Source organism: Paenibacillus sp. FSL W8-0439, from assembly GCF_038008995.1.
GTDB lineage: Bacteria > Bacillota > Bacilli > Paenibacillales > Paenibacillaceae > Paenibacillus > Paenibacillus polymyxa.
Genome location: NZ_JBBPAK010000001.1, coordinates 1,401,180 through 1,423,334, shown reverse-complemented (window position 1 = coordinate 1,423,334; position 22,155 = coordinate 1,401,180). Strand labels below are relative to the sequence as shown.

Sequence of the window (22,155 nt, the reverse complement as noted above, 5' to 3'; positions counted from 1 at the left end):
CACTTATTATATAAAATAAGGTTCGCTAATTGCTCATTGAGCAATTGCGAGCCTTTTTAGGTTGGATTCCCTCTCCTATTGTTCTTCCAATCGATCCACACGAACGGTTTGTGTATTGCCGGGTCTGCTGCCGATCTGTATCGTTGCCATACCATTCGCTTCATCTACATGCTCAATCCAAATCGGTTTGCCATCCAATTGAACGGCAATCGTTTCGGTTGAATCATAAATGGCTTTTGCTCGTTCCACATTCATACTGTTCTCCTCCTGCTCCTTGTTTTTGTGCAATATTTAGAAATATAGGTCACCTAGTCTTCGTCTATAATCCGTTCCACATCCAATGAAGGAAAGCTATGAGAAGGCGAAGTTGAAACTACAGCCTCCAAATCCACATGAGCGACAGCTACGGGAAAAGGCGGCGGCGTTCCATGTGAAAGAGCAAACTCGGGTGGCAATGCATCCTGTTCGCCTGCAGCAGGCCCTCGAAAGGCAATCTGACTTTGCCCCACACGATGACTGATCTGCTGAGGATAAGGTTTTCTAGGCATCAATGGTGTACCTCCTTTTGAATCGGATATGACTTAACATTCACCAATAAAACCGAAACCATGCGCAAGTGAAAGCAATTCGTAGCCTACATTTGCACCTCATACATTCCTTTGTGCGAAGCATACTAAGTGAAAAAGGAAATGCTCACAGCCCGGGTGTCCGGAATCGAAATATGAAATATGCGGGTAAAAAAGGAGGACTGGCGGTATGCATACAGTCTGGAAAGGCGCGATCAGCTTTGGGCTGGTTCATGTGCCAGTTAAAATGTTTTCAGCTACTGAGGACAAGGATATTTCCATGCGTTATATTCACAAGGAATGTGGGAGTCCACTGAGCTATGTACGGAAGTGCCCTGTTTGTGATAAGGAGGTTGAATGGGAGGAAATTGGAAAAGGCTACGAATATGAAAAAGGAAGATTTGTCATGTTCGACAAGGAGGAACTGGAGCAAGTTAGCGGACAAGCCGATAAAAATATCGTGATTTTGGACTTTGTGGATTTACAGGAAATTGATCCGATCTACTTTCAGAAAACGTATTATTTGTCCCCGGATCAGGCCGGCTCCAATGCGTATAAGCTGCTCATGAATGCAATGAAGGATACCGGAAAAATCGGGATTGCCCAAATCTCCATCCGCTCGAAAAGCAGTCTGGCAGCCATTCGCGTGCTGGATGAATGCTTGGCGGTGGAGACCATGTTTTACCCGGACGAAATCCGTCCCATTGCTCAAGTTCCCAACTTACCTGGACAGGAGGAGGTTAAAGAGAAAGAGCTGACCATGGCAAAAATGTTGATTGAGCAGCTATCTACCCCTTTTGATGCAGCAAAGTATACGGATCAGTACCGCGAGCGTCTGCTGGATCTTATCCAGCATAAAGTAGCTGGCGAAGAGGTGCGAATTGCCCCAACACAGCCTCAGACTAATGTGGTTGATTTAATGGCTGCCCTCCAAGCCAGTATTGAGGCTGTGAAGCCTGTCGTTACCGATCCTGGTCCTGCTGCGAAAAAACGTCCTGCGCGTAAACCAGCAGCCGTGACAGCACAACAAGCTGTGGCAGGCGACGCCATCTCTCCTGCTCCAGTCAAAAAGAAAAGGAGCCCTGCTAAACGTAAAGATACGTGAGCTTTACAGGAAAGGAAATAACTAAATGTAGAGACAGAAAATTTTCATTTAGGGGGGATGCGATGTGTTTCTACCCCACATCCCCTTTAATTTGAAAACACTTATTCCATCTAATGACCCTTTAATGGAATAACATGACTGACATTTTTAATCAACTCTATTGACACTTAACACTACCATCAATACTACACTTCTTGAGCCACATTATTACAAATTTATTGATGTAGTTGAGATGGACTCACTTTTTGAATTTGAACAAGTATATCAAACGATTTACCTAATGATATATCAACAGTTTTTGGTATATCAGGGCCTTCCGTAGTTATTCCAGCGAAAATTGGATGTTGTTGGTTTAACCAAGTTTTTGTCACTCCGTTCGTCTTACGTAAATCTATAATAAATTGATCTTTTTTGACATGTCCAAAGATGTAGTTATAGCTGTTGGGATCATCTGATTTTAATGTTCCATATGGGCCAAATTCACCGTCATTATTGTAGACATTATATTGCCCTTCGTAAACTGATGTTCCAATAGATACATACCGTTTCCCATAATATTCCGCTAAATGCTGCCCAGCTACTTTAGGGTATATAAAAGGAATCATATTTGTTTTCGAAATGTGTCCGTTATGTCCCCAAACAATGGTTTTTCCTAAATGTTCTTCAGTCCACTTCGCATTTTCATACATTGCAATATCATGTTTCAAAAAAAGGTCGGATGGTTTATCAGGTGGTGACGCTAACATTGTAGTAAATTGTTCAATAATACGGGCATTTTGTTTTATCCATGCGAACTCTCTGGATTTTCCATTTAGATAGCTTTTATTTTGTTCTAATAAAGCACTGATTTGTTTAGCATCTGAAATATACTTTTCTTTTTCCTTTTGCGTAAGGCTGCCAAAGGTATCCATATCCTTTGTTACAGGAATAAGCCCTCTTATCTTCTTTTCGACTCTAGGCACAAGATCTGAATTGTTTCTTTTTATATATTCTACTATATTATTATAAACATTCTCGTTTACTGATTGAATATCCATCCCAATGACACGCACTTTAGATTTATGTTTTGGATTAGCATTATATTGCCGAATCCAACTAAGTAGATGTAACATTTCTTTCGTCTTAAATGCAGGTGATAGATGTTGGCTTGGGTTTACCTTACCAGTAAGAACATATCGATCAAGTTCCAAAGCTCTGTCCCATCCCTCTTCTAAAACTAAGTTGGTAAAGCCCTTTTCAGATACTAAATAATTAACAATGCGGTGTTTCATTGTATAAACTTCATGAGCCCCATGTGTAGCTTCACCTAAACCTACAATTGAAGCTGAACCTACCATATTCTTAAGTGGTTTTAAATCATTAAGAGGTGCAGTTGGATTCGTTGTTTTTAAAGGCTTTGCATGCGCTTCTAACCATTCTGCTATTTGATTTGTATTGTAGGGAGCTGTAACAGGAACTACTGTTTTCGAATCTGCATAAGTACTTCCTACAAAATTAGCCAGCATTATAGCAGAAGCACCAAGTGCAATAATCATTTTCTTTTTCATAAAAACCTCCTGAAATACTTACTTATTATTTTTCTAAATTCCCTAAAAGTCCCCTTTAACCATCAATTTAAAATTCGGCATTCACCTCATGGATTTTTTTGAAGTACGACTCTTTCTGCATACAAGCATATTGGGTCGTCTTCAGTAATCCAATTGTCACTCACTCGCTATCATTTAAGCTAGTTACAAATCTTCACTATTTCATGTGACATGCAATGCTCGCTAACGTATTGATCAGCGCCAACATGTCACAAAGAAAATGATGACATGTTGATGACAGAGATGACAGCTGTGCGGTTAGTATGGTGCAGTACCATCAATAAAGGCGTGCATCGATATTAATATCGATGCACGCCTTTTGTTGAAAAGGGGAGTTGTTATTTAGCTTTTTGTCATTTTCCGTAGTTCAAAATCATTTATCAAGTCTTTATAAATCGTCTTCATTTCTTGTGTGAAAAGATCCCCGTGAGGCTTACGGATTAGACATTTTCATTTTTCTACTTTGAACAGGGACTTCGAGTGCATAACTTATATCATTCCCTTAACTCAGCCCATAACTTGGATCGTTTTTTTATATGTAAGCTCCCGAACCTTCGTTTTGCGTCGCTTCGCGTTAAGCTTAATTGTCAGCTGGTTTTCCTGATAATAAGTTTTGTGATAAAACTTTCATTGTTCTATACGTTAGGGTAGCGCTCCCTTTCCTTCACTCGATATTTCTCGGGGTTAATTTTAAGCTTAATGTTCAAAAATATAATCATAATCAAATATGTCATGATTCGTACTTATAAGTACACAATCCATCTTTTTCAAATTCACCTCGTTAATTTCAGTACTCTTCAAACTGAAGCTTTGTATTACTTTATATTCTGGAACATAAGGATCAGAATATAAAATATTAACGCCTTTTTGTTGCAAAATTTTTAGTATATTTATGGAGGGTGACTCTCTTATGACTAAGGGGCGGCGCTGACAGTGCTTTGATACGAAAGTAGCTGACTGAACGCCCCCCGCTCCTCTTCTACCAGTTGGTGGTAGTTCCCCTGCTGTATGACCTCGCCTTGATCCAGAACAACAATTTGATCTGCATGTCTGATCGTTGACAGGCGGTGAGCGATCACGATCAACGTCATTTGACCTTTCATCCGTTCCAATGCTGCCTGAATTGCAGCCTCGTGCTCACCATCCAGTGCACTTGTCGCTTCATCCAGGATGAGTACAGGAGGATGATGCAAAATAGCCCGCGCTAATACCAGCCGTTGACGCTCTCCCCCAGACAGACGAATCCCGCGATCACCAATGACTGTGTCCAGCCCTTCTGGCAGTCTGGATACAAAGTTGTCTGCAGCTGCAAAATGTAACGCCTCCCATAGCTGTTGTTCACTAGCATCCTTATCGGCCAGCTTCAAATTTTCACGGACGGTCGCATGGAACAAAAACGGGTCCTGTGACACATAGCCAAACGACTGCCGCCACAGCGGCAGCAATTTGTCGTCCAGCACATGACCATCGATTTTAATCTGTCCCCCCGTTGGGCGTAAAAAACCCATTAGAACATCGACCATTGTGCTTTTGCCTGCTCCTGATTTCCCTACAATGGCAGTCATTCCCCGGGCGGGTATCAACAAATTAATATGACGTAGGGCAGGCTCTGCCGCACCCTCGTAGCAATAATCCAAATGGCAGCATTCTATTCCATTACGAAGGGATAGAGGTTGTCGTGCAGATGTAGATGTAGATGTAGATGACAAATGATATACGGATGAATCGAATGGGACATGATTCTCAGAGGATGTAAGCCCAATTAAAGAAGGATCTGAGAAAGCCTCGCATTCCCGTTGCACTTTGGTTACACTCTCAAAAGCAGAGATCATAGACATAATATATTCCAGGCTCGCTTGAATAAGGGCAAACCTGGGCCATAAGCGGGAAAATATAAGGACGAGCACGATCAGTTTTTCAGGTGTAACATGCAGCCACTGGAGCGACACAAATAGGACACTAACGACAAAAACAGCTGCCGCTATGCGATGAAAAAACTGTGTGGTCGCATTTTGCCGGACAAACTGAGTCGTATTATCCTCCATGCGCTGCGTCAGGGAGCGAAACCAATGGATATTCGCTGCTTCCAGCAGATTGCTTTTAATATCTTTCATCCCGTTCATATGATCCGTAATTCCGGCAAAATAAATCTGTGACAGCTCAGTGGTACGGTCACCTAATTGTTTGGCATTTCGGATGGAGCGACGGAACACGACAAACAACACCAAGCCACTCAGAAACACCAGCCCGGTTAAAGAAGGGGATAGCCAAAAAGCCAGCGCAATCTGGATTAGCGTAAACATGACGGCCGTGGTCAGTTGAAGAAGCAAATTCGTTCCCTGACTGACACGCGCCAGCTCGGTCGTCATCACGTGGCTAAAATCAGATTTACGCTGACGCAAATAAAAAGCCCACTGCGCCTTCATAAAGGAAGTGTATACGTCTATTCGAAGGGAACGCATAAAACGCTGCTGAATCCGTGAGTTAAGAATGGACTGGTAACGCTGAAGCCAAGCCTGCCCGGTAAGCAGCATGACGAAAAACATTAGCATTCCCGGCAACAGCCAGCTTTTAGGAATGGACGGCAAAAAATAATCAAATCCATCCGACAGAAATGGCATCTCTGAATGACCGCCAAATACGCCGATGGCCGCCAGCATAGGAACAAGCATATAAATGCCGACACCCTCCAGTAGACTGACGATCATCATACATCCAATATTAAGAAATAACGCCCCGCCGTTCACGCTATACAGCTTGGTCATATATAATCGCAGATGAGTCATCATGTACACTCCTTATCGGGTTAGTGCTTTGAAAATCGACGTTTTAGCCAAAGAAATGGACGTAAAGGAATATACAAAAAATGCAGCTGGCGAGGCAGTGGGCAAATGACTGAATCCCTCGTAGAAGGAAACAAACGGCTGATGAGATACCATAGTCTGTGTCTTGGCTCCTTTAAGGAAAGCAGGTAAGCGCGGCTAACCGGTTGAGGAGTAAACGCTGTTGTTGTAGCTCCAGCAATGGCTGGACTGGAGGCGACTGTAGCAGCACCTACAGGCTTGGCAAGGCTACTTACAGCAGTGTTCACTGTATTCACCGGGTCACCAAGGATGCTGCTGGCATCTTTCGATATGCCAGCAGCACTACTGACGGCGTACAGAACAGCTTCGCCGAAGGTTCCGTTAGCTGAAATACCGCCATCCGAAGGGGCGGTATTCATTGACTCGGTTAAAGCTACGTTAGGCAATAGCTCTGGCCGAACGAGTCTGCCTGTACCCGCCCCATTGGCAATCGGGTACGGCGCAGGGACGCTGGCCTGCATAAAGGCCAGCGCGCTCAGCGCAAGCCTGTGCGCCTGCCGGGTAGCCGATATCGGACGCATCGGCTCCGGGATCGGCGTACCGAACAGCGCAGCGGCCAGTGCCCAAGCCTGCCCGCCCGCGGGCAGGCCTCCGTAACGGCGCATTTGCGGCAGTAGCGCCCCCCAATCGACAGCACGTACCGCAAGCCTGTCGATGTCAACCAACCAGCGCAGTCTGAACCAGCCGTGACGCGCTCCGTGTGCGCTGAGGTACAGAAATTGATGCTCGCTGCCAAGCGTATACATGCAGGATGTCGTCACATTCCTGCTGTCGGCAGAAGTCGCTGGTGCCATCTGACTGGCTCGAACTGCTGGGGCTTTACCCATTTGCCGGCAGCCCCAAAGCTCATCAAAGGAGGGCTCCCGCCCCCCATCCGGGTGAAGCCGCCAGTGCAACTCGACTTCGACCCTCTTTTGCGGATGTAGGAAGGACGCATGATGATCCTTCCACTTCCAGCTGCCAAGGACGCGCACTTCTCCGCTTTTGGACGCATACCCAGCTTCCTTCATCCAGTGCTCCGCTTCATCCATGTCATCCGGGGCAATAAGTAAATCAATGTCTTTAGAGGTACGCAGGGAAACATCCCCGTACAATTGCTGCGCCAGAGCAGGACCCTTCAACATCAGCACACGAATTCCATGAGCTGTGAGCAGCCTGGTCAGACGCTCGGCTTCTGCTTGAAGATGGAGCATGCGCAGCGTGTTTCGATGATATTGCGCCTGAAGGTTTCGCAGCAATTCTGCGGGAATGAACGGGTGATTCAACGTTTTCAGCTGGAGATACACCGTAGGTATCACACGATGGTGTTCTGTCAGACGCAGCAAGCGGGACCAATCGATCTCCTGCAACTGGGAAGCAGTCATCGTATTCTGCCATAGATTGACGTCTTTACGAAGTAGAGAGAGTAACAACGTTAATTCTTGATCCTCATTCCAATTCGCAAGTTCCAAAATAGACTTGGTGGTCATGGATTCTTCTCCTTCGATTCTTTGAACGTTCTTTGTTTCTTTTATATCGCACTAAAACTAAAACAGAGAACTGCCTTTATTCGCTGTCCTCGTATTTGTAGCTGTCCCAGCACGTCTCCCGAATATTCCCACCACGGTAAACGCTCCCATCTCCCGTTCTCCCGTAACATAGATCGGCCCACTCCGTACCCATGCATGTGCTGCCAATTGTCCCGCAGCATTTTTGGCTGTGCCCAGATACAGTGTACAGTCCAGTTTTCTGCGTACCAGCAACGTCATAGCGGCAGCGGCTTGTACAAGACAGCTACTGCGCCAAGGAGTATAACGGCTGGCTACATCCACAGCTTGTGAAATGTGACGGATAGACTTCTCCTGCCCGACCTCGCACTGCCAAGAGGTTTCTTCCATACATATTCCCCAAGCCCCTGAGTAATCTCCAAAAGAACGACGCTGGCGAAATCTCGCGCATCCCAGCTCCAGCCAGGCTTCCGGCAACAATCTCCTGACCTCTGGAGACAAGAGAAGAAGCCGTTGTATCCGCATGTTAGTTCAACTCCCGCAGGAGCCTCAGCAATCCTTCCCGCTCCAATTCAGCTACAAAGGTATGCACCTGCTGTCTGCACTGTTCCTCGTCCACTTCATATTCATTCGTCAGGACAGTTACAATATCTTCAATTGAAGGGCTGAATTCTGCCAATTCCCAAATCCGTCCTCCTGTGAAGCCCAAATTATAATACTTTCCCGTATGAATACTCATCATCACTTTTTCTCCGTCCATATCACTTACATAGACCTCTTCACCATACGTGATGCGATAATGATCCTTAGCTGGATTAATGGCTGCCATAACTCTTTTCCTCCTTATGAATGAGTTCAAGTACACGTTGTACAACCTCGGACGCCGTAAAGAAGGAGCTGTCCCTAAGCAGCCGCCAGCCTTCCACTTTCCGAGCCATCCGAGCCGCTGTATCAAAATACCATTCACCCAAACCCATTCGCGGAATGATCGCCCTACGATATGTATGCTGTAGTAATGTATGCAAGCACTCCAGTTTGTTCAAGGGCTGTTCCGTAACCACCACTGGCTCCCCTTCACGCATCGACTCACGGTTGGGAGAATCGCTCACAAGCTCGAATACACCGCCCAGGGGAAGCGGATCGTTATAAAATTCGTCCACAGCAGGCACGGCATATTTATTGAGCTCACCTGCAATCCTACGCAAATCTTGGTATTGTGCCCTTACAGGATTACCGTCAGTTAGGGAAAGAACATGCTTTCTTTGCCGTACATACTTGTTCTCCCGTAATGCCTCCAATTGAAGCAAGCTTTCCAGTCCCAGCTTCTGCTGCGGATATGCCGGATATACGATGGCTGCGGAAGCTGTCACGTTTATAGCAATCACATCATCACTGATCATCTGATAGCCAGCCTGTCTAAAGGCAGCAGCCAGCGTCGATTTTCCCGTGCCGGATTCACCTACAAATGCATAGACCCGACCTCCGATGACGACCGCACTTCCGTGAATAGGTAAAACCCGTTTTTGCAACAGTAGAACACCCATGCATGTGCCCAGTACAAACAACCGCACGGTGTCAGGATCAGCCCTTGGCAACATACTTACCTCGATTTCCTTGCCTCCCCTGATGGCATAAATGGCCGTGCCCGGTATTAGGAACATAAAGCGTTCACCCTGCATTACAAAATTGGCCTGCTCCAGTTGGTCCCTCCATGCTGACAAATCAACCTGCCGGATGACCACATCCTCTACCAATCCCGGTTCTGCTGGGATCAGCTCAGGCAGAGTCAGCTCACTGGCAATCCTGAGTCCAAAGGCTGTATATTTCACCCAACTGTTATGGGCACTCCTGTCATGCGCGATAGGACTCACTCCCTGTTCTTAAAATTCCGTCTTTATTTCTTCCGGTCCAACCTAACCCGAATGAAATAAAGACGGCTCGTGATCAGTAAGCTATCTGGATCTCAGCCCAACATCGGCTCATGTATAATTATCTTCCGTTAGCTCGGATTATACAGATCGGCATCATGGTCTGACACCCAATCAATCTGTTTCCAGCCTTTACCCGCCATAGTCTGGTTAATATCCAGCACCTCAATCGTCGGTTCCTGCCATTCTTTTTTACTCATCTCATCACCTCCCCTCCCACGAATGGCACGCCGTCTGATCGGTTAGATCCAAATCAGTTCAAACCACAGAGAAAACGGTACACGATCAGGCTGTGCATGAATAGTCGTATATTCGGATCGGATGCCTGGTCCGGACGGGGATGTCGGTATTTCGCCATAGCCGTCTTAATGTAGTCCATATTGAGATATTCGGCAGCTCGTAAATCATGACACATCACTTGCAGCTCTCCCATAAACGTGTCCCAGCAAGGAAGCATACGATGTAGCCAATCCGCAGGCTGTACGCCGCGTACTCGCTGGTTCAACCGAACATCATCAGGGAGATGATCACGCATAGCTTTACGAATGAGGGCACGGTCCCGGCCATTTTGTACATATTGTTCAAAAGGTACCGATAAGCAAAAGCGAATGACACGGCTGTCTCCGGTTGGATCACGTTCCCACAGGCCATAACGAAGTGAAAGTTTGGTCGCCATGACACCATTTTTGTTGGCAATCGCCAAATTTGAAAACTTCTCTTTTCTTGTCTGATCGGCATTTTTTCTCCAGCCAGTTCCACTCAATACGGGAATATCTTCTACATTCATCCGCTTGGCAAACTCCGGGTGAATCAGTGGAGGAATCAGACTTTGCTTGCCACGTCCCCACCATGTGCGAGCGTCAAGTGAGGTGGCTTTTTTCAACATCACGGGCAGTAAATGAGACATACGACTGCCTGTAAGCTTGCTATACCGCCTCACTCCCTGCCAAGATTGCAGCCAATGCAAACGGCGAAACTGACGGGCATAATAGTCCAGTGCAGGCCCCCACGAAACGGTAAAGTTGCCGCGTGCCCCAGTCAATAGAACTCCGACATTATGTTCCTGTGCTTTCTCATAAAAACCTCTAATCCAGAAGGAGTTTTCAAAATATTTGTAGGGAGCCTCCATCAACTCCAGCCACATATCAATTTCAGAAAACGGACTTTTCCCCTCAAAATCCATATAATTTTCACGAATGTTGCCCACATAGCGAGCCGTGGACTGAATATAGCTGCGTTCGTTCGCCAGCAATGTAGGTGGTGTCCAATCTGTAAAATCTTGAACAGGTACATAGCTGTAGGCATGTAGCGGCTTGTGTTGTAAGTGCAGCGCTGGCGCGGCAAAGCTGGCAACCGCTCCGGAATCCAATCCCCCACTCAGGGCAGCCCCTACAGCGCGATGCGTCCGTAATCGGGCAGTTACCGCCTGGGAGAATACCTCGCGGAAAGCTTCTATGTATTCCCCGCCTGTTTTGAGCCGCAACGGCTCTACCTCATCCAGACATGCATATTTACAGAGCGATTGCTTACCCTCTTCCATAGTGAACCAATGTGCAGGAGGTAGCTGGTTGATATGCTTGTAGGCGGTTGTCCTGATATCGACGGATTCCTGCATTGCACGGATAGATAAGAATTCGGCCAGCCATGGTTCATGCAGTTCTTTTCGCAGAGAGGACAGAACCAATAGCGGGGCAACTACCGTGCTAAACGCAAATCCTCCGTCATGTTGGTAGGTATACAGCGTACGATTGCCTGTCATATCTCTAGCACCATATAACCGATGTTTCTTGGCATCCCAAATGACAAAGGCAAAATCACCTATCAGATAACCTGCTGCATCAACACCCCATTTGTCGTATGCCAGTAAAATCAGCTCGCTGTCCGTGATATCTATCCGCCGCCCCTGCTCAACTGCTAGTCGTTCAAACAGCTCAGAACGGTTGTCAATGATCGCATCGGCCGTTATAGCCAAATCTCTTAGCTCATCATAAAAGGGAAGACGCTCATGAACAGATTCGGGGGTCACATGCTGGGCATGACATCCCAAAAAAATCGAACCTTCACACCAAGCGCACACGCGGTCAGCGGGATATTTTTGCAGAGTTTGCATCATTTTTTCGCCTTCTTCAGCATATACAGACTCATGCCCAAATCTATAGATTCCGGCAATTGCACTCACGTTCTCCCCCCTTTTCTTTTCCGATACTTGATAATACTTCAGACGCCCAGCGCCCGAACTTACGGGCCAATAAATGGGACCGGAACCCTTGGCTTGGGCGCTGATAGCTTTGGAGCTGCGCGATCAGCCGGTTCCGTTCCTCAAAGCTATGTGCCAGTCTGTTTTCCAGTGATTGAATTCGTCGATCACTCACGATCTGTGCCATATCCATCCTTGCCGGGTTGTGAGGTGCAGCATGACAGGTTGCATTTGTCATGAATTCTTTGTTATCTGCATCCCGATCTTCCAGCATCCGATAAGCTGCCTTCCATTCAAAACCACTTTGTTGGAGGAACTGGTGTGTACGTCGACTCAACAGCTCTACATCAGGGTCATCCTCAAAGCGGACTCCCGTCAACTGCTCAGCCTGTTCCAGCGCTTCTCCGTAACCAAGCTGCCTAAACAAGCGAGCTCCAATGCTTCTGCAATACAGTTCAATTTCCATTGTACTCAATAGATATTGCCAACTATGTACCGAATTCTGATGCGCCTGTTCATGCTCCATGACAAACGGATCACCCGCTCCCATGCTATAAAAAAGATTGGATTGGGGCGTATCCGCAAAGTTCCCGTACCTTTCCATCCCCGGCTCATAATGGATCTCCAGAAAATGACACAGCTTCTCAATCTCCATCCTTGGATTGGCTACGAGCTGTTCATACATCAGCGGGTATGCAAGTGGATGAGGTGTGGCAAAATAATGAGCGTACCGGAACAAACCAACCGTAATATCTGTCATTTTCATATTAAAATGCGGACTTCCCAGTTCCTTCAGCAGGTGAAAGTTCCCATTTCGGAGCTGATTGACCTTTTTAAACGAGGCCACGATGGACAAAGGATTGCGGATAAGCCACACTCGACGGGCAGCCGGGAACAAACGGTCTACAAATTCAAGCACTGTATAGTAACGCGGTGATTTGTCGATAAGCATATCAGCGGTCGTCCCCTGAAGCAGGCCATTATATATTTCAAGTGCATACGAACGAGCGGCCTGCTCCAATACATGTGGAGGGACCATACCTTTAAAAAATTGCCGGAGTATTCCTGTTCCTCCATATGGCCGTGCATGTGACTGAGGAAGATCATATAAACTGAGCAGAAACCACATTTCCTGCGTGGCAAACAGACGGGAATGGTTTTGCAAAATGGCGGTTAGCAGCGAGCTTCCACTTCGAGGGACACTCAACAGAAATACTAGCTTTCCGCCCTGCTTTTCAATCAAGCACACTCCTCCTCTACCTCTGCTCAAGACGTTTTAATAGATACATATCGTATTTTTATTATAATTTATGATACATAATGTATCTTGTCAATCCCTTTGATGGATAAATTCTGTGCTGCACGTTCATGTTAAACCTTATGTAGATGTAGAAATGCTGCCAGTTGTCTGTAAATAATGATCTTGCTGCATGTTAACCAAAGGAGCATAGCACTATGGGACGAGCTGTTAAAGGTACGATTACGATTGAAGGTCATGAAATTGCAATCACAAACCCGGATAAACCGCTGTGGCCCGAAGCAGGTGTAACTAAGGCGCTATATCTTCGCAAGCTTGCGGTATTGGCCCCCTACCTGCTCAAATATTGTCATCAGCGTCTATTGACTGTCATCCGTTGGCCACATGGTATCCATGGAGATTTTTTTTATCAGAAAAATGCCCCACATCCTCGGCCAGACTATATTGAAACCGCTCTGCATGATGGCATTGAGTATATCGTGCTTGGCAAGCTGCCCCAACTACTCTGGCTCGGTAATCAAGCTGCGTTGGAATTTCATCCCTCTCTGCACAGAACAGGAAGCCAACTGCCCTGTGAATGGATGATTGATCTGGATCCATCCAGAGAAGTCGAGCCACGTATTATGGAGGCCGCCTCCATTGTAGGCGAAGTATTGGCTTCGCTTGGGTTGGACTCTGTCCCCAAAACCTCCGGGGCCACAGGTGTACAAATTATCGTCCCGATCCGTACAGGCATCACCTTTGACGAGCTGCGCAGCATCGGACTGTTGGTCGGACAATTTGTGACGGAAAAACACCCGCATCTGTTCACACTGGAACGGTTAAAGAAGGATCGTGGTACCGCCATCTATTTTGATTATTTGCAGCATTATCAGGGAAAAACCCTAGCCGCTCCTTATACTCCACGGGCACGTCCCGGTGCTACGGTCTCGACTCCGCTAACCTGGGAAGAGGTACGGCAAGATGTGTCACCACTTGACTACCATTTGCTGAATATTGAGGAACGGTTAAACCAGGTAGGCGACTTGATCGACAAGGTGCCTCCCCAGCCCGTAGAGGACCTCCTCAAACATATGCGCTCCAAAACACACCCAACCTGATCCATGCTTTGAAGCACAAAAAAGGGGACGAACCCCGCAGCCATAGGCTGAGAAATTGTCCCCTTGCGCTAGTGTATTCCTTTTTTCTTAAAACGTCCGCCCTTCACATCGTGAATATTACCAATTGCAATGAAGGCGTGCGGGTCCCAATCCTCAACGATGCTCTTGAGCTTCGCTTCCTCCAGTCGGGTAATGACGACGAAAATCACTTTTTTGCTCTCGCCTGTAAAGCCGCCTTCACCTTCCAGGTAAGTTACCCCCCGTCCAAGACGGTCCGTCAGGGCATCTCCGATATCACGGTATTTATCACTAATAATCCAGACCGATTTGGACTGATCCAGACCCTCAATTGTAATATCAATCATTTTCATAGCAATATAATAAGCAATCATGGAATACAGGGCATTCGGCCAACCGAATACAAAACCCGCACTTCCCAGAATGAAAATATTAACGAACAATACGATCTCACCGACCGAAAAAGGAGTTTTTTCGCTGACGAGAATAGCCACGATCTCTGTCCCATCCAGCGAGCCGCCGGACCGAATCACAAGACCCACTCCCACGCCGAGAATGACACCCCCGAAGATAGCGCCAAGCAGCGGTTCCCCAGGCGTCAATGCACTTACATTGTGAAGTAACGCAGTTCCGATGGACATAACGACGATGCCGAATAATGTGGATAAAGCGAAGGTTTTACCGATTTGTTTGTAGCCGATAAGTAAAAATGGAAGGTTCAACAGGGTCAGGAAAATACCGAGCGGATAACCAGTAATCTTGGAGGCCATAATGGAAATACCTGTAACGCCGCCGTCAATAACGCCGTTAGGAACCAGGAATATTTCCAATCCCACGGCCATCAGCGCTGCACCAACCACGATCATGGCTGCACGCTGCAATAAGCGTTTTACTTTGTTCTTTGGATTAGCTGGAATTTTGCTGATCTTGGTCAACTCTCCGGTTACATCTGTGATCTCAGACAGATTTTGGACTTCCTTGCTCACTACACTCATATATAAATCCCCCCGTTACAGTATGGTATATTGGACCGAAAAAGGGGCTGCTCTCCGCAGTCCCCTCTCCTTTACGGCGCTTAGTTATGTGATTAGTATATCATAAAACTGTGATTTTGCGCAAAAAAGTTAGAAAAGAGCACATAAATCACAATAAAGCGGGATTATATTGATAAAAACGGCGAAAACCGCCTCTAAAGGAGGGGAGAGAGCATGCGAGTTAGAATTTCAGCTATTTTTTGAGATCGAGGGCGTCTGCGGAACACGTTCAAATCTATTTTGGAAGAGTTGGAAATGTCCTCTACAAAATCTGCCGAAAGCCGTTCCAACGCCGAAGTTGCAAAAAGTACAGCGGTCAACTCAAAATTATAGAAAAAGCTACGCATGTCCATATTGGCGGTCCCAACCGAGCCGAGCAAATCATCCACAATCACCACTTTAGCGTGAATAAATCCTTTTCGATATTGGTAGAACTCCACTCCTGCCTCCAGCAGTTCTTGCACATAGGACAGTGACGCCAGGTGTACCAGTTTCGAATCTGATTGGTAGGGAATAATAATTTTCACATCTATGCCGCTGACGGCCGCCAGCTTCAGTGCCTCATAAATCCCCGGATCGGGAATAAAATACGGCGTCGTTATCCAAATCCGCTTTTTGGCAACCGTAAGCGCTCCAAAGCACAATTCCTGAATCGTATCCCATACCTGATCGGGCCCACTGCTCAAAATCTGTACTTCCTCATCCCCTGTGCAGGTATGTGGAGGAAATAAATTCACGTCCATTAGCCTCTCTCCCGAACCCAGCTTCCAATCGCTAAGAAACACATTTTGCAGAAAATAAACGCCATCTCCTTCAATCTGCAAATGCGTATCCCTCCAAAATCCCACTTTGGGGTACTTTCCGAGATAATCGTCGCCTACATTGATTCCCCCCACAAATCCGATCGTGCCGTCCACCACCACGATTTTCCGGTGATTGCGATAGTTAATCCGGCGGTCCAGCGTGGCGAAAAACGGCGGTAGAAAATAATGAAATTCGACCCCAGCCTCATTGCAGGTGCGAATAAATGAATAGGGTAAATGGTAGCTCCCTACGCCGTCCACAATGAATCGTACCTTAACTCCCTCGCGTGCCTTACGGATCATGACCTCCTGAAATTTTTTCCCGATTTCATCTGCCCGAAATATGTAAAACTCCACATGGATATGATGTTGTGCCTGTTCCATCGCTTTCAGCATGGCGTCGAAAGTCTCTTCCCCGTTCGTCAGCACACGTGTACGGTTGCAGCCAGTCAACGGGTTTTCCGACATACGAATCAACTGGTTAAACAGACGCTCCTGATGCTTGAAATGGGGATTGTGCATTTGCTCTACATTTTCAATCACCTTGGTTTGCGCCCACAGATGTTCACGGAATTCACGAAATAGCTGCGATCCTGCTTTACGAACCACTTTACGCTTCTGGTAATCCTGAGCAACAAAATAGTACACCACAAAACCAATAAGCGGGAAGCAAAACAAAATAAAGAGCCAGGCTACCGCTTTGGACGGCTTGCGAAATTCAAAGAGCAGAATCGTCCCGGTCTGAAAAATAAAAATAATTAAAACCAACAGCAACCACAGCATATCTAAGCCTCCTTATATATCTACGTTTTATACAAAGCTCCAATTTTTTTGACATGTTTGCCTCTTAAGCTGAATAGATAGTAACCAAGCACTATAGGAGCGATGTCCGGAAAGGAGCGATTATGAAAAAAGGAAGCCTAAATCGCCGGATGACCCTGCTTGTCATTCGGGATGCACAGCAACCGCCCAAGCAGCTACAATGCTCCGCAGCCGCTGTCATTCTCGTCCCGACCCTTGTGATCGCATCAATCTCTACGCTCGTGATCGGGCTGCAAATCCGTTCTTCCCATATTATTTCCCAAATGGAAACCAATCTTGCTGTCCAGAGTTTGCAGATGGAGGTCACGGTAGCAGACAAAGACGCAGCCATTGGGCGACTGCGGCAGGAAGTCATGGAACTGACGAATCAAGCCACCAGTATTCGCGAACGTCTCCAGCGTGTAACTGAGCTGGAACAACAAATGCAGCAATTCATTCGTAAACACGGAAATTCCTCCAGCGCAAGCAGTAATAAATCAACCATCACCCCCCTCTCCTGGGATGCTTCCGGCCATACCGGGGGTGAATTGATCGCAGTGCATGAAAATACAGCTCTTCTAGCCCGCCAGGCCATGGATGATTTTCAGGAAATCGAAGCTCTGCTGGACACAGTGGAGCGCACGGTTCCGCGCTCTATTCAACAGGCAAACGCCGTACAGCAGAACCTGGAGCGCCAACAAGCCGCGCAGCTGCTCCAGACCCGAAGACTGGCACTTGCTCAACAAGGCAGGCCCTCCATTTGGCCTGTTGGTTCGCGGCGCATGACCTCCAGTTTCGGCTATCGCAGCGACCCATTTACAGGGAAATCCGCTTTTCACTCAGGCGTGGACATTGCCGGTCAATCCGGTGATCCTGTCTATGCAGCAGGGGCAGGCACTGTGCTGGAGGCCGCTTCCAGCGGAGCTCGCGGCAAGTGCATCATCATTCAGCATCCTGACGGACTCCAAAGCTGGTATATGCACCTAAGCGGTATGCAGGTGGCTCCGGGGGACCGTGTTCACAAAGGACAGACCATTGGCCTGCTAGGAAGTACCGGGAGAAGCACAGGACCTCATCTTCATTTTCAGATCGTCAAGCATAACCAACCTGTCGATCCATTGCTGTATGTACAATAAGGTTTTTGCAAAATACCGACAATAAAGGATTGGAGGAAAACGATCATGTTCAAGGAATCCAAAAAAAAGCTCTCCACCCCGGCGACGGATACACTGCTCGCGAACGGCACCAGCTTTGAAGGTACGATTGAGGCAGAGGCCAACATTCGCATTGACGGTCATTTTCAGGGCGATATCTACAGCACTCGCACTGTCGTCATTGGAGAATCAGCAGTTGTACGTTCGGACATTATTGCACGGGACGTCATTCTTGCCGGCAAGGTATTCGGCAGCATCACCACAGAAGGACGGCTGACCATTACATCGACAGGCGAACTGTACGGAAATACGGCGACCCCTACATTGGTCATTTCTGAAGGTGGCGTACTGAACGGCACAAGTCAAATGAACCAAACTATGGATGCAGAGTCGCCAGCTGCTATAGAGAAATCAGAGGATGAAAATCAATCCAGTTTCAGCCAAGACATAGAGGACAGCCAAGCCTCCCTACAACCTGAAGCGGGATAGGGCCGGCTTATACTCCTATATATCCAGTACATCCTCCAATCACTCCATAATATCCTCCACTCTGCGTTCCAAAAATAAATGGTACACCTTGCGTATGACGATTTTGCCGCACATATATAATGGAATAACCAAAATGATACCCAAGATCCCGAGCAGGTCGCCACCAACTAGCAATAAAATGACGACAGTCAACGGATGAATGTCCAGCTGCTTGCCAAAGACAATCGGCGACAGCCAATTATCCTGAATTTGCTGTGCAACGATCACCACCACCAGCGACCAGAGCGCCATGGAAGGCGATTCGAGAAATCCAATGATAACCACAGGTATAGAAGCAGCTACTGCCCCCACATAGGGAATAAAATTAAGGAAAATCGAAATAACGGCAAGCAGCAAGGCATAAGGCAAACCAATAATCAAAAATCCAAGGAACATCATCAAGCCCAACGCGACATTGATCAGCACTCGACTGACGATAAAGCTGCTAAGCGCACTATCAATATCCTCCATAACTTCCAGCGCGTCCTTATGATACTTTTTAGGAAAGAAGTTAAGCATTTTGGGACCAAACTTGCTTCCTTCCTTCAACATGTAATAGAGCAATATGGGAAAGGTAGCCAATACGATAAAAAAGTAGGATACGAACGATACCAGCTTTACCGAATAATCTGACAGCGTTGAAAAAGCTTCGTTTAACGTATCTGACAGTTGTGACAGCGGGTCTTCACCCGGAGGCAGTACTTGTCTCAAGGATTGATTATGCCGCCATTGGCTCAATTGATCAACCAGACTTTTAATAAGCTTCGGCGCATTCTCAAATAAATTGGTTACCTGATCACGGAGCGTAGGCCACACTCCCCATGAGAAGAGGAACAGTAACACGCCAATAACCAAATAAATCAGCAATATGGAAATCGATCGTTTGATTTTTCTCCGTTCCATGACATCTACAATCGGTCTCAATAAATAATAGAGGAAAAAAGATAGCATCAACGGTACAACCAGCAAGCTGACCAAGGATACAAGAGGACTGAATATAAAGCTTACTTTGGTGCCCAAGTAAATAATGAGCAATAGCATGACGATTCCTGAAGTCAGGCGAAAAAAACGATTATTTTGCAGCATATCATACGCCCCCCTGTTCTGTTTCTCTCTACTTCTTTAAACGCAAACCGACCCTATTGATTGATTCTTGCTGAAAATAGATTACAATATACCCACACTTACAGAATATGTAGCAAAAATGACATAGATACTGAATAAAACAGTGCCAACATAGCAAAAAAGGAAGTCCAAATGGCTAGGCATTGGACTTCCTTTTTGTGATCTCAGCATTTTGCCAAAATCCTCGTGTCATTCAATCACACATGCTAAGAGATACGTGTTTAGGTGGAGACATCGCGTTTTACGAAAACCACCCAGGCAATCGCGATAAAAACCACATAATAAGCGGCCAGCACGGCGAGCGAAAAGGTTAGATTGGAACTTACTGTACCCGGCGGCATATCTAGATATTTTTTCAGATCCATATGCGTAAAGAGTACGTATTTGGTCCATTCAAAGCGATCTGTGCTGAACAAGCCAATAGAGTTATACACCGTTTTGGTGAACATCATAAACAAGGACAAACCAATCGCCAAAGCGCTCGAACGAAACACCGCGGATAACATAAATGCAAAAGCCATGGTCACGAATAAGGCGATATAGCTATACAAGAAGTTCAGCGTTACGTAAGATATCGGATCACTGAACAGCGGAACAGAACCCGCTGGTGCGTCCTTCGATAACATCAGCCAGGAGGATAGCGTAACCATCAAGACCAAAACGATTGTTCCAAGCAAGCTGAACAAAATCACCGATATATACTTGGACAACAAAATTTTGCTGCGAGTCCAAGGGCGGATGAGCAGCAACTTAATCGTTCCCCATGTAAATTCGCCAGCCACCGAATCAGCAGCTACAATGACCGTAAACGTCGTATTGAGGAAAAATGTAAACAACGTTGTCAATGTGATGCCATCCCACACACTAACCTGATCAGAAACTAGAGAAATCAGCATCGGAATCACAGCGGTGATGACCGCCAGCAGCCCCAGCATGATCCATGTGCGCACACGCAAGTAGATTTTAAGATTTTCATTATGTACCAGCTTGAAGAAATCAGCCAATGGACCCGCCTCCCGTCACTTCCAAAAATTGATCTTCCAACGTACGGGCAACCGGGCGAATCGCATACACCTTGACTCCATTTGCAGCCAGCAGACTGTTCATCTCTGCAATCTGTTCCCGCTCCAGGTGAAGCAGTAGTTGATTGCCTTCGACGCGCCCTGCTCCAGCAAGCGTATAAGCTTGCTCAGCATCATTGACTTCAAAAGCAATTTCCGCCGTCTGCACTTCTCCCTCTGTATTCTTCAACTGCTTAATATCAACCAATCGCCCGCTCTGAATAATGGCCACGCGATCGCACATCAGCTCCATTTCGGACAACAAATGGCTTGATACAAACACGGTAATTCCTTCGGTACGGGTCAATTGACGCAAATAATCCCGCAGTTCACGAATACCCTGCGGGTCCAAGCCATTGGTCGGCTCATCCAGCACGAGCAGCTTCGGTCGATGCAAAATCGCCTGAGCTACCCCGAGTCGTTGACGCATCCCGAGCGAGTAGGTTTTGACTTTATCATGAATTCGGTTTCCGAGTCCCACCAGACGAATCGCTTCATCTATACGTTCTTGGGTCACCCCAGGCGACATGCGCGCAAAATGCTGCAAATTTTGATAGCCTGTCAAAAACTTGTACATCTCCGGGTTCTCAACAATCGCACCGACATGGGAAACAGCCTTTTCGAAATCGGTATTAATGCTGTCTCCGCAAATATGAATATCACCCTTGCTGATCGAAATCAGGCCAACCATCATACGAATGGTGGTCGTTTTTCCTGCACCGTTCGGTCCGAGGAAACCAAATACCTGTCCTGCCGGAACCTCCAGTGTCAGATTGTCCACGATCGCTTTTGAGGAAATGATTTTACTCACACCCTCCATCCGTATGACGGGAACCTGCCCTGTCGCTTGCTGCATGCTATGAAACTCCTTCCACCCGGAGTGAAGCTGTCATCCATTTTACTGTACATTTCCGGTTTTGGAAGTATTGTACCATATTTATCCTGTCAGAAACACCTTTGGGAGCACCTTATCACGTCTGTTCCTTCTCCTTGTATATCCAAAGCACTCTCCACTCCTCATCTTCCTGCGTCACATAACAAGGCTGTACGATATCAAAAGTACCGAATCGGGTCTTGTAGTGCTGAGTGACCGTAATGCGGTAGACCTTCCCTAAATCTTCCCCATTCGAATCGGTACGAATGTCATATTCAGCCTGCGGCTCCCCCAGTTCAAACGTAAACGTATCTGTCCCCATATCCTGCATAAAAACGTGCGCACGCTGCTGCACATACGTGGACTTCTCGAATTTCTTCTTCATTTGGGAATGAAAAAGCTCCCATGAGCCGCCAAAATTCCCCGATTGCTCCATCGTGTAGAACTCGTTCAGCGCTTCTACGGCTTGATCCCCTTCCCCCGTAGACATCACCCCACGCAGACCCATCCACAGCAGCCATAGCAATCCACATATAATTACAAAATACATTAGCTTACGGACGAACGCCGAAGCCGCTCTCCTTCTAAGCAGCACACCTGTCCCTCCCTCTGTTGGACTATACCGAATACTCTACAGATGTATGTGGGACAAGGTGAGTTTAGAAG

General features: G+C 46.8%; 22 protein-coding genes. 4 read left to right on the top strand and 18 right to left on the bottom strand.

Annotated elements, in window-relative coordinates; translation table 11 throughout:
* Positions 1-75 precede the first annotated feature (75 nt).
* Complete coding sequence (locus MKX36_RS05985) at positions 76-255, bottom strand: H-type small acid-soluble spore protein (protein ID WP_017426487.1); 180 nt, start codon at positions 253-255, stop codon at positions 76-78.
* A gap of 53 nt (positions 256-308) precedes the next feature.
* On the bottom strand, positions 309-548 hold the full coding sequence (locus MKX36_RS05980) for a hypothetical protein (protein ID WP_016821216.1): 240 nt from the start codon (positions 546-548) through the stop codon (positions 309-311).
* 208 nt (positions 549-756) lie between these two features.
* Between MKX36_RS05980 and ku the strand changes: the two genes are divergently transcribed.
* Complete coding sequence (gene ku, locus MKX36_RS05975) at positions 757-1,671, top strand: non-homologous end joining protein Ku (protein WP_290402888.1); 915 nt, start codon at positions 757-759, stop codon at positions 1,669-1,671.
* A 215-nt stretch (positions 1,672-1,886) separates the two neighbouring features.
* Here ku and MKX36_RS05970 read toward each other — a convergent pair whose 3' ends face one another.
* From MKX36_RS05970 to MKX36_RS05925, 10 genes are all read right to left on the bottom strand, one after another.
* Positions 1,887-3,218, bottom strand: coding sequence for an erythromycin esterase family protein (locus tag MKX36_RS05970; RefSeq protein ID WP_340864404.1), 1,332 nt, complete (start codon positions 3,216-3,218; stop codon positions 1,887-1,889).
* Between the two features lie 735 nt (positions 3,219-3,953).
* Positions 3,954-4,169 carry a UDP binding domain-containing protein gene (locus MKX36_RS05965; protein ID WP_340866078.1) on the bottom strand — a complete coding sequence of 72 codons (216 nt, stop codon included), beginning with the start codon at positions 4,167-4,169 and terminating at the stop codon, positions 3,954-3,956.
* A 2-nt stretch (positions 4,170-4,171) separates the two neighbouring features.
* Entirely contained in the window at positions 4,172-6,043 is a 1,872-nt protein-coding gene (locus MKX36_RS05960; protein WP_340864403.1) for an ABC transporter ATP-binding protein, read from the bottom strand.
* Between the two features lie 20 nt (positions 6,044-6,063).
* A complete protein-coding gene (locus MKX36_RS05955) occupies positions 6,064-7,590 on the bottom strand; it encodes a nucleotidyltransferase family protein (protein ID WP_340864402.1) in 1,527 nt (508 codons plus the stop codon).
* 57 nt (positions 7,591-7,647) lie between these two features.
* Positions 7,648-8,133: a lasso peptide biosynthesis B2 protein gene (locus tag MKX36_RS05950; RefSeq protein ID WP_340864401.1), complete on the bottom strand. Its 486-nt coding sequence runs from the start codon at positions 8,131-8,133 to the stop codon at positions 7,648-7,650.
* A 1-nt stretch (position 8,134) separates the two neighbouring features.
* Positions 8,135-8,437 carry a lasso peptide biosynthesis PqqD family chaperone gene (locus tag MKX36_RS05945; protein WP_174820644.1) on the bottom strand — a complete coding sequence of 101 codons (303 nt, stop codon included), beginning with the start codon at positions 8,435-8,437 and terminating at the stop codon, positions 8,135-8,137.
* Positions 8,424-9,479, bottom strand: coding sequence for a serine kinase (locus MKX36_RS05940; RefSeq protein ID WP_340864400.1), 1,056 nt, complete (start codon positions 9,477-9,479; stop codon positions 8,424-8,426). The genes MKX36_RS05945 and MKX36_RS05940 overlap by 14 nt, the downstream gene beginning before the upstream one ends.
* 128 nt (positions 9,480-9,607) lie before the next feature.
* Positions 9,608-9,736, bottom strand: a complete 129-nt coding sequence (locus tag MKX36_RS05935; protein WP_013369856.1) for a paeninodin family lasso peptide — start codon at positions 9,734-9,736, stop codon at positions 9,608-9,610.
* Positions 9,737-9,789: 53 nt separating this feature from the next.
* Positions 9,790-11,715, bottom strand: a complete 1,926-nt coding sequence (locus tag MKX36_RS05930) for an asparagine synthase-related protein (RefSeq protein ID WP_340864399.1) — start codon at positions 11,713-11,715, stop codon at positions 9,790-9,792.
* The gene (locus tag MKX36_RS05925) at positions 11,690-12,976 is read right to left on the bottom strand and encodes a sulfotransferase family protein (protein ID WP_340864398.1); all 1,287 of its coding nucleotides are present in this window, start codon (positions 12,974-12,976) and stop codon (positions 11,690-11,692) included. The genes MKX36_RS05930 and MKX36_RS05925 overlap by 26 nt, the downstream gene beginning before the upstream one ends.
* A 212-nt stretch (positions 12,977-13,188) precedes the next feature.
* Between MKX36_RS05925 and ligD the strand changes: the two genes are divergently transcribed.
* Positions 13,189-14,091, top strand: coding sequence for a non-homologous end-joining DNA ligase (ligD, locus tag MKX36_RS05920; RefSeq protein WP_016821225.1), 903 nt, complete (start codon positions 13,189-13,191; stop codon positions 14,089-14,091).
* A gap of 68 nt (positions 14,092-14,159) precedes the next feature.
* Here the strand turns inward: ligD and MKX36_RS05915 are convergent, their stop codons facing one another.
* Entirely contained in the window at positions 14,160-15,104 is a 945-nt protein-coding gene (locus MKX36_RS05915; RefSeq protein WP_013369852.1) for a YitT family protein, read from the bottom strand.
* A gap of 194 nt (positions 15,105-15,298) precedes the next feature.
* Positions 15,299-16,729: a cardiolipin synthase gene (gene cls, locus MKX36_RS05910; protein ID WP_340864397.1), complete on the bottom strand. Its 1,431-nt coding sequence runs from the start codon at positions 16,727-16,729 to the stop codon at positions 15,299-15,301.
* 122 nt (positions 16,730-16,851) lie between these two features.
* On the opposite strand from cls, the gene MKX36_RS05905 reads away from it, so the two are divergent.
* On the top strand, positions 16,852-17,883 hold the full coding sequence (locus tag MKX36_RS05905; RefSeq protein WP_029514403.1) for a M23 family metallopeptidase: 1,032 nt from the start codon (positions 16,852-16,854) through the stop codon (positions 17,881-17,883).
* Between the two features lie 45 nt (positions 17,884-17,928).
* Positions 17,929-18,390, top strand: a complete 462-nt coding sequence (locus MKX36_RS05900) for a bactofilin family protein (RefSeq protein WP_107734024.1) — start codon at positions 17,929-17,931, stop codon at positions 18,388-18,390.
* Between the two features lie 39 nt (positions 18,391-18,429).
* On the opposite strand, the gene MKX36_RS05895 is transcribed toward MKX36_RS05900, so the two are convergent.
* From MKX36_RS05895 to MKX36_RS05880, 4 genes are all read right to left on the bottom strand, one after another.
* Entirely contained in the window at positions 18,430-19,515 is a 1,086-nt protein-coding gene (locus tag MKX36_RS05895) for an AI-2E family transporter (RefSeq protein ID WP_025364270.1), read from the bottom strand.
* Between the two features lie 260 nt (positions 19,516-19,775).
* Positions 19,776-20,558 (bottom strand): ABC transporter permease, encoded by a 783-nt coding sequence (locus MKX36_RS05890; RefSeq protein WP_340864396.1) that lies wholly within the window; start codon positions 20,556-20,558, stop codon positions 19,776-19,778.
* Positions 20,551-21,471, bottom strand: a complete 921-nt coding sequence (locus tag MKX36_RS05885; RefSeq protein ID WP_031463077.1) for an ABC transporter ATP-binding protein — start codon at positions 21,469-21,471, stop codon at positions 20,551-20,553. Before MKX36_RS05885 ends, MKX36_RS05890 begins: the two co-directional genes overlap by 8 nt.
* A gap of 115 nt (positions 21,472-21,586) precedes the next feature.
* Positions 21,587-22,084, bottom strand: a complete 498-nt coding sequence (locus MKX36_RS05880; RefSeq protein WP_045244079.1) for a hypothetical protein — start codon at positions 22,082-22,084, stop codon at positions 21,587-21,589.
* Positions 22,085-22,155 lie beyond the last annotated feature (71 nt).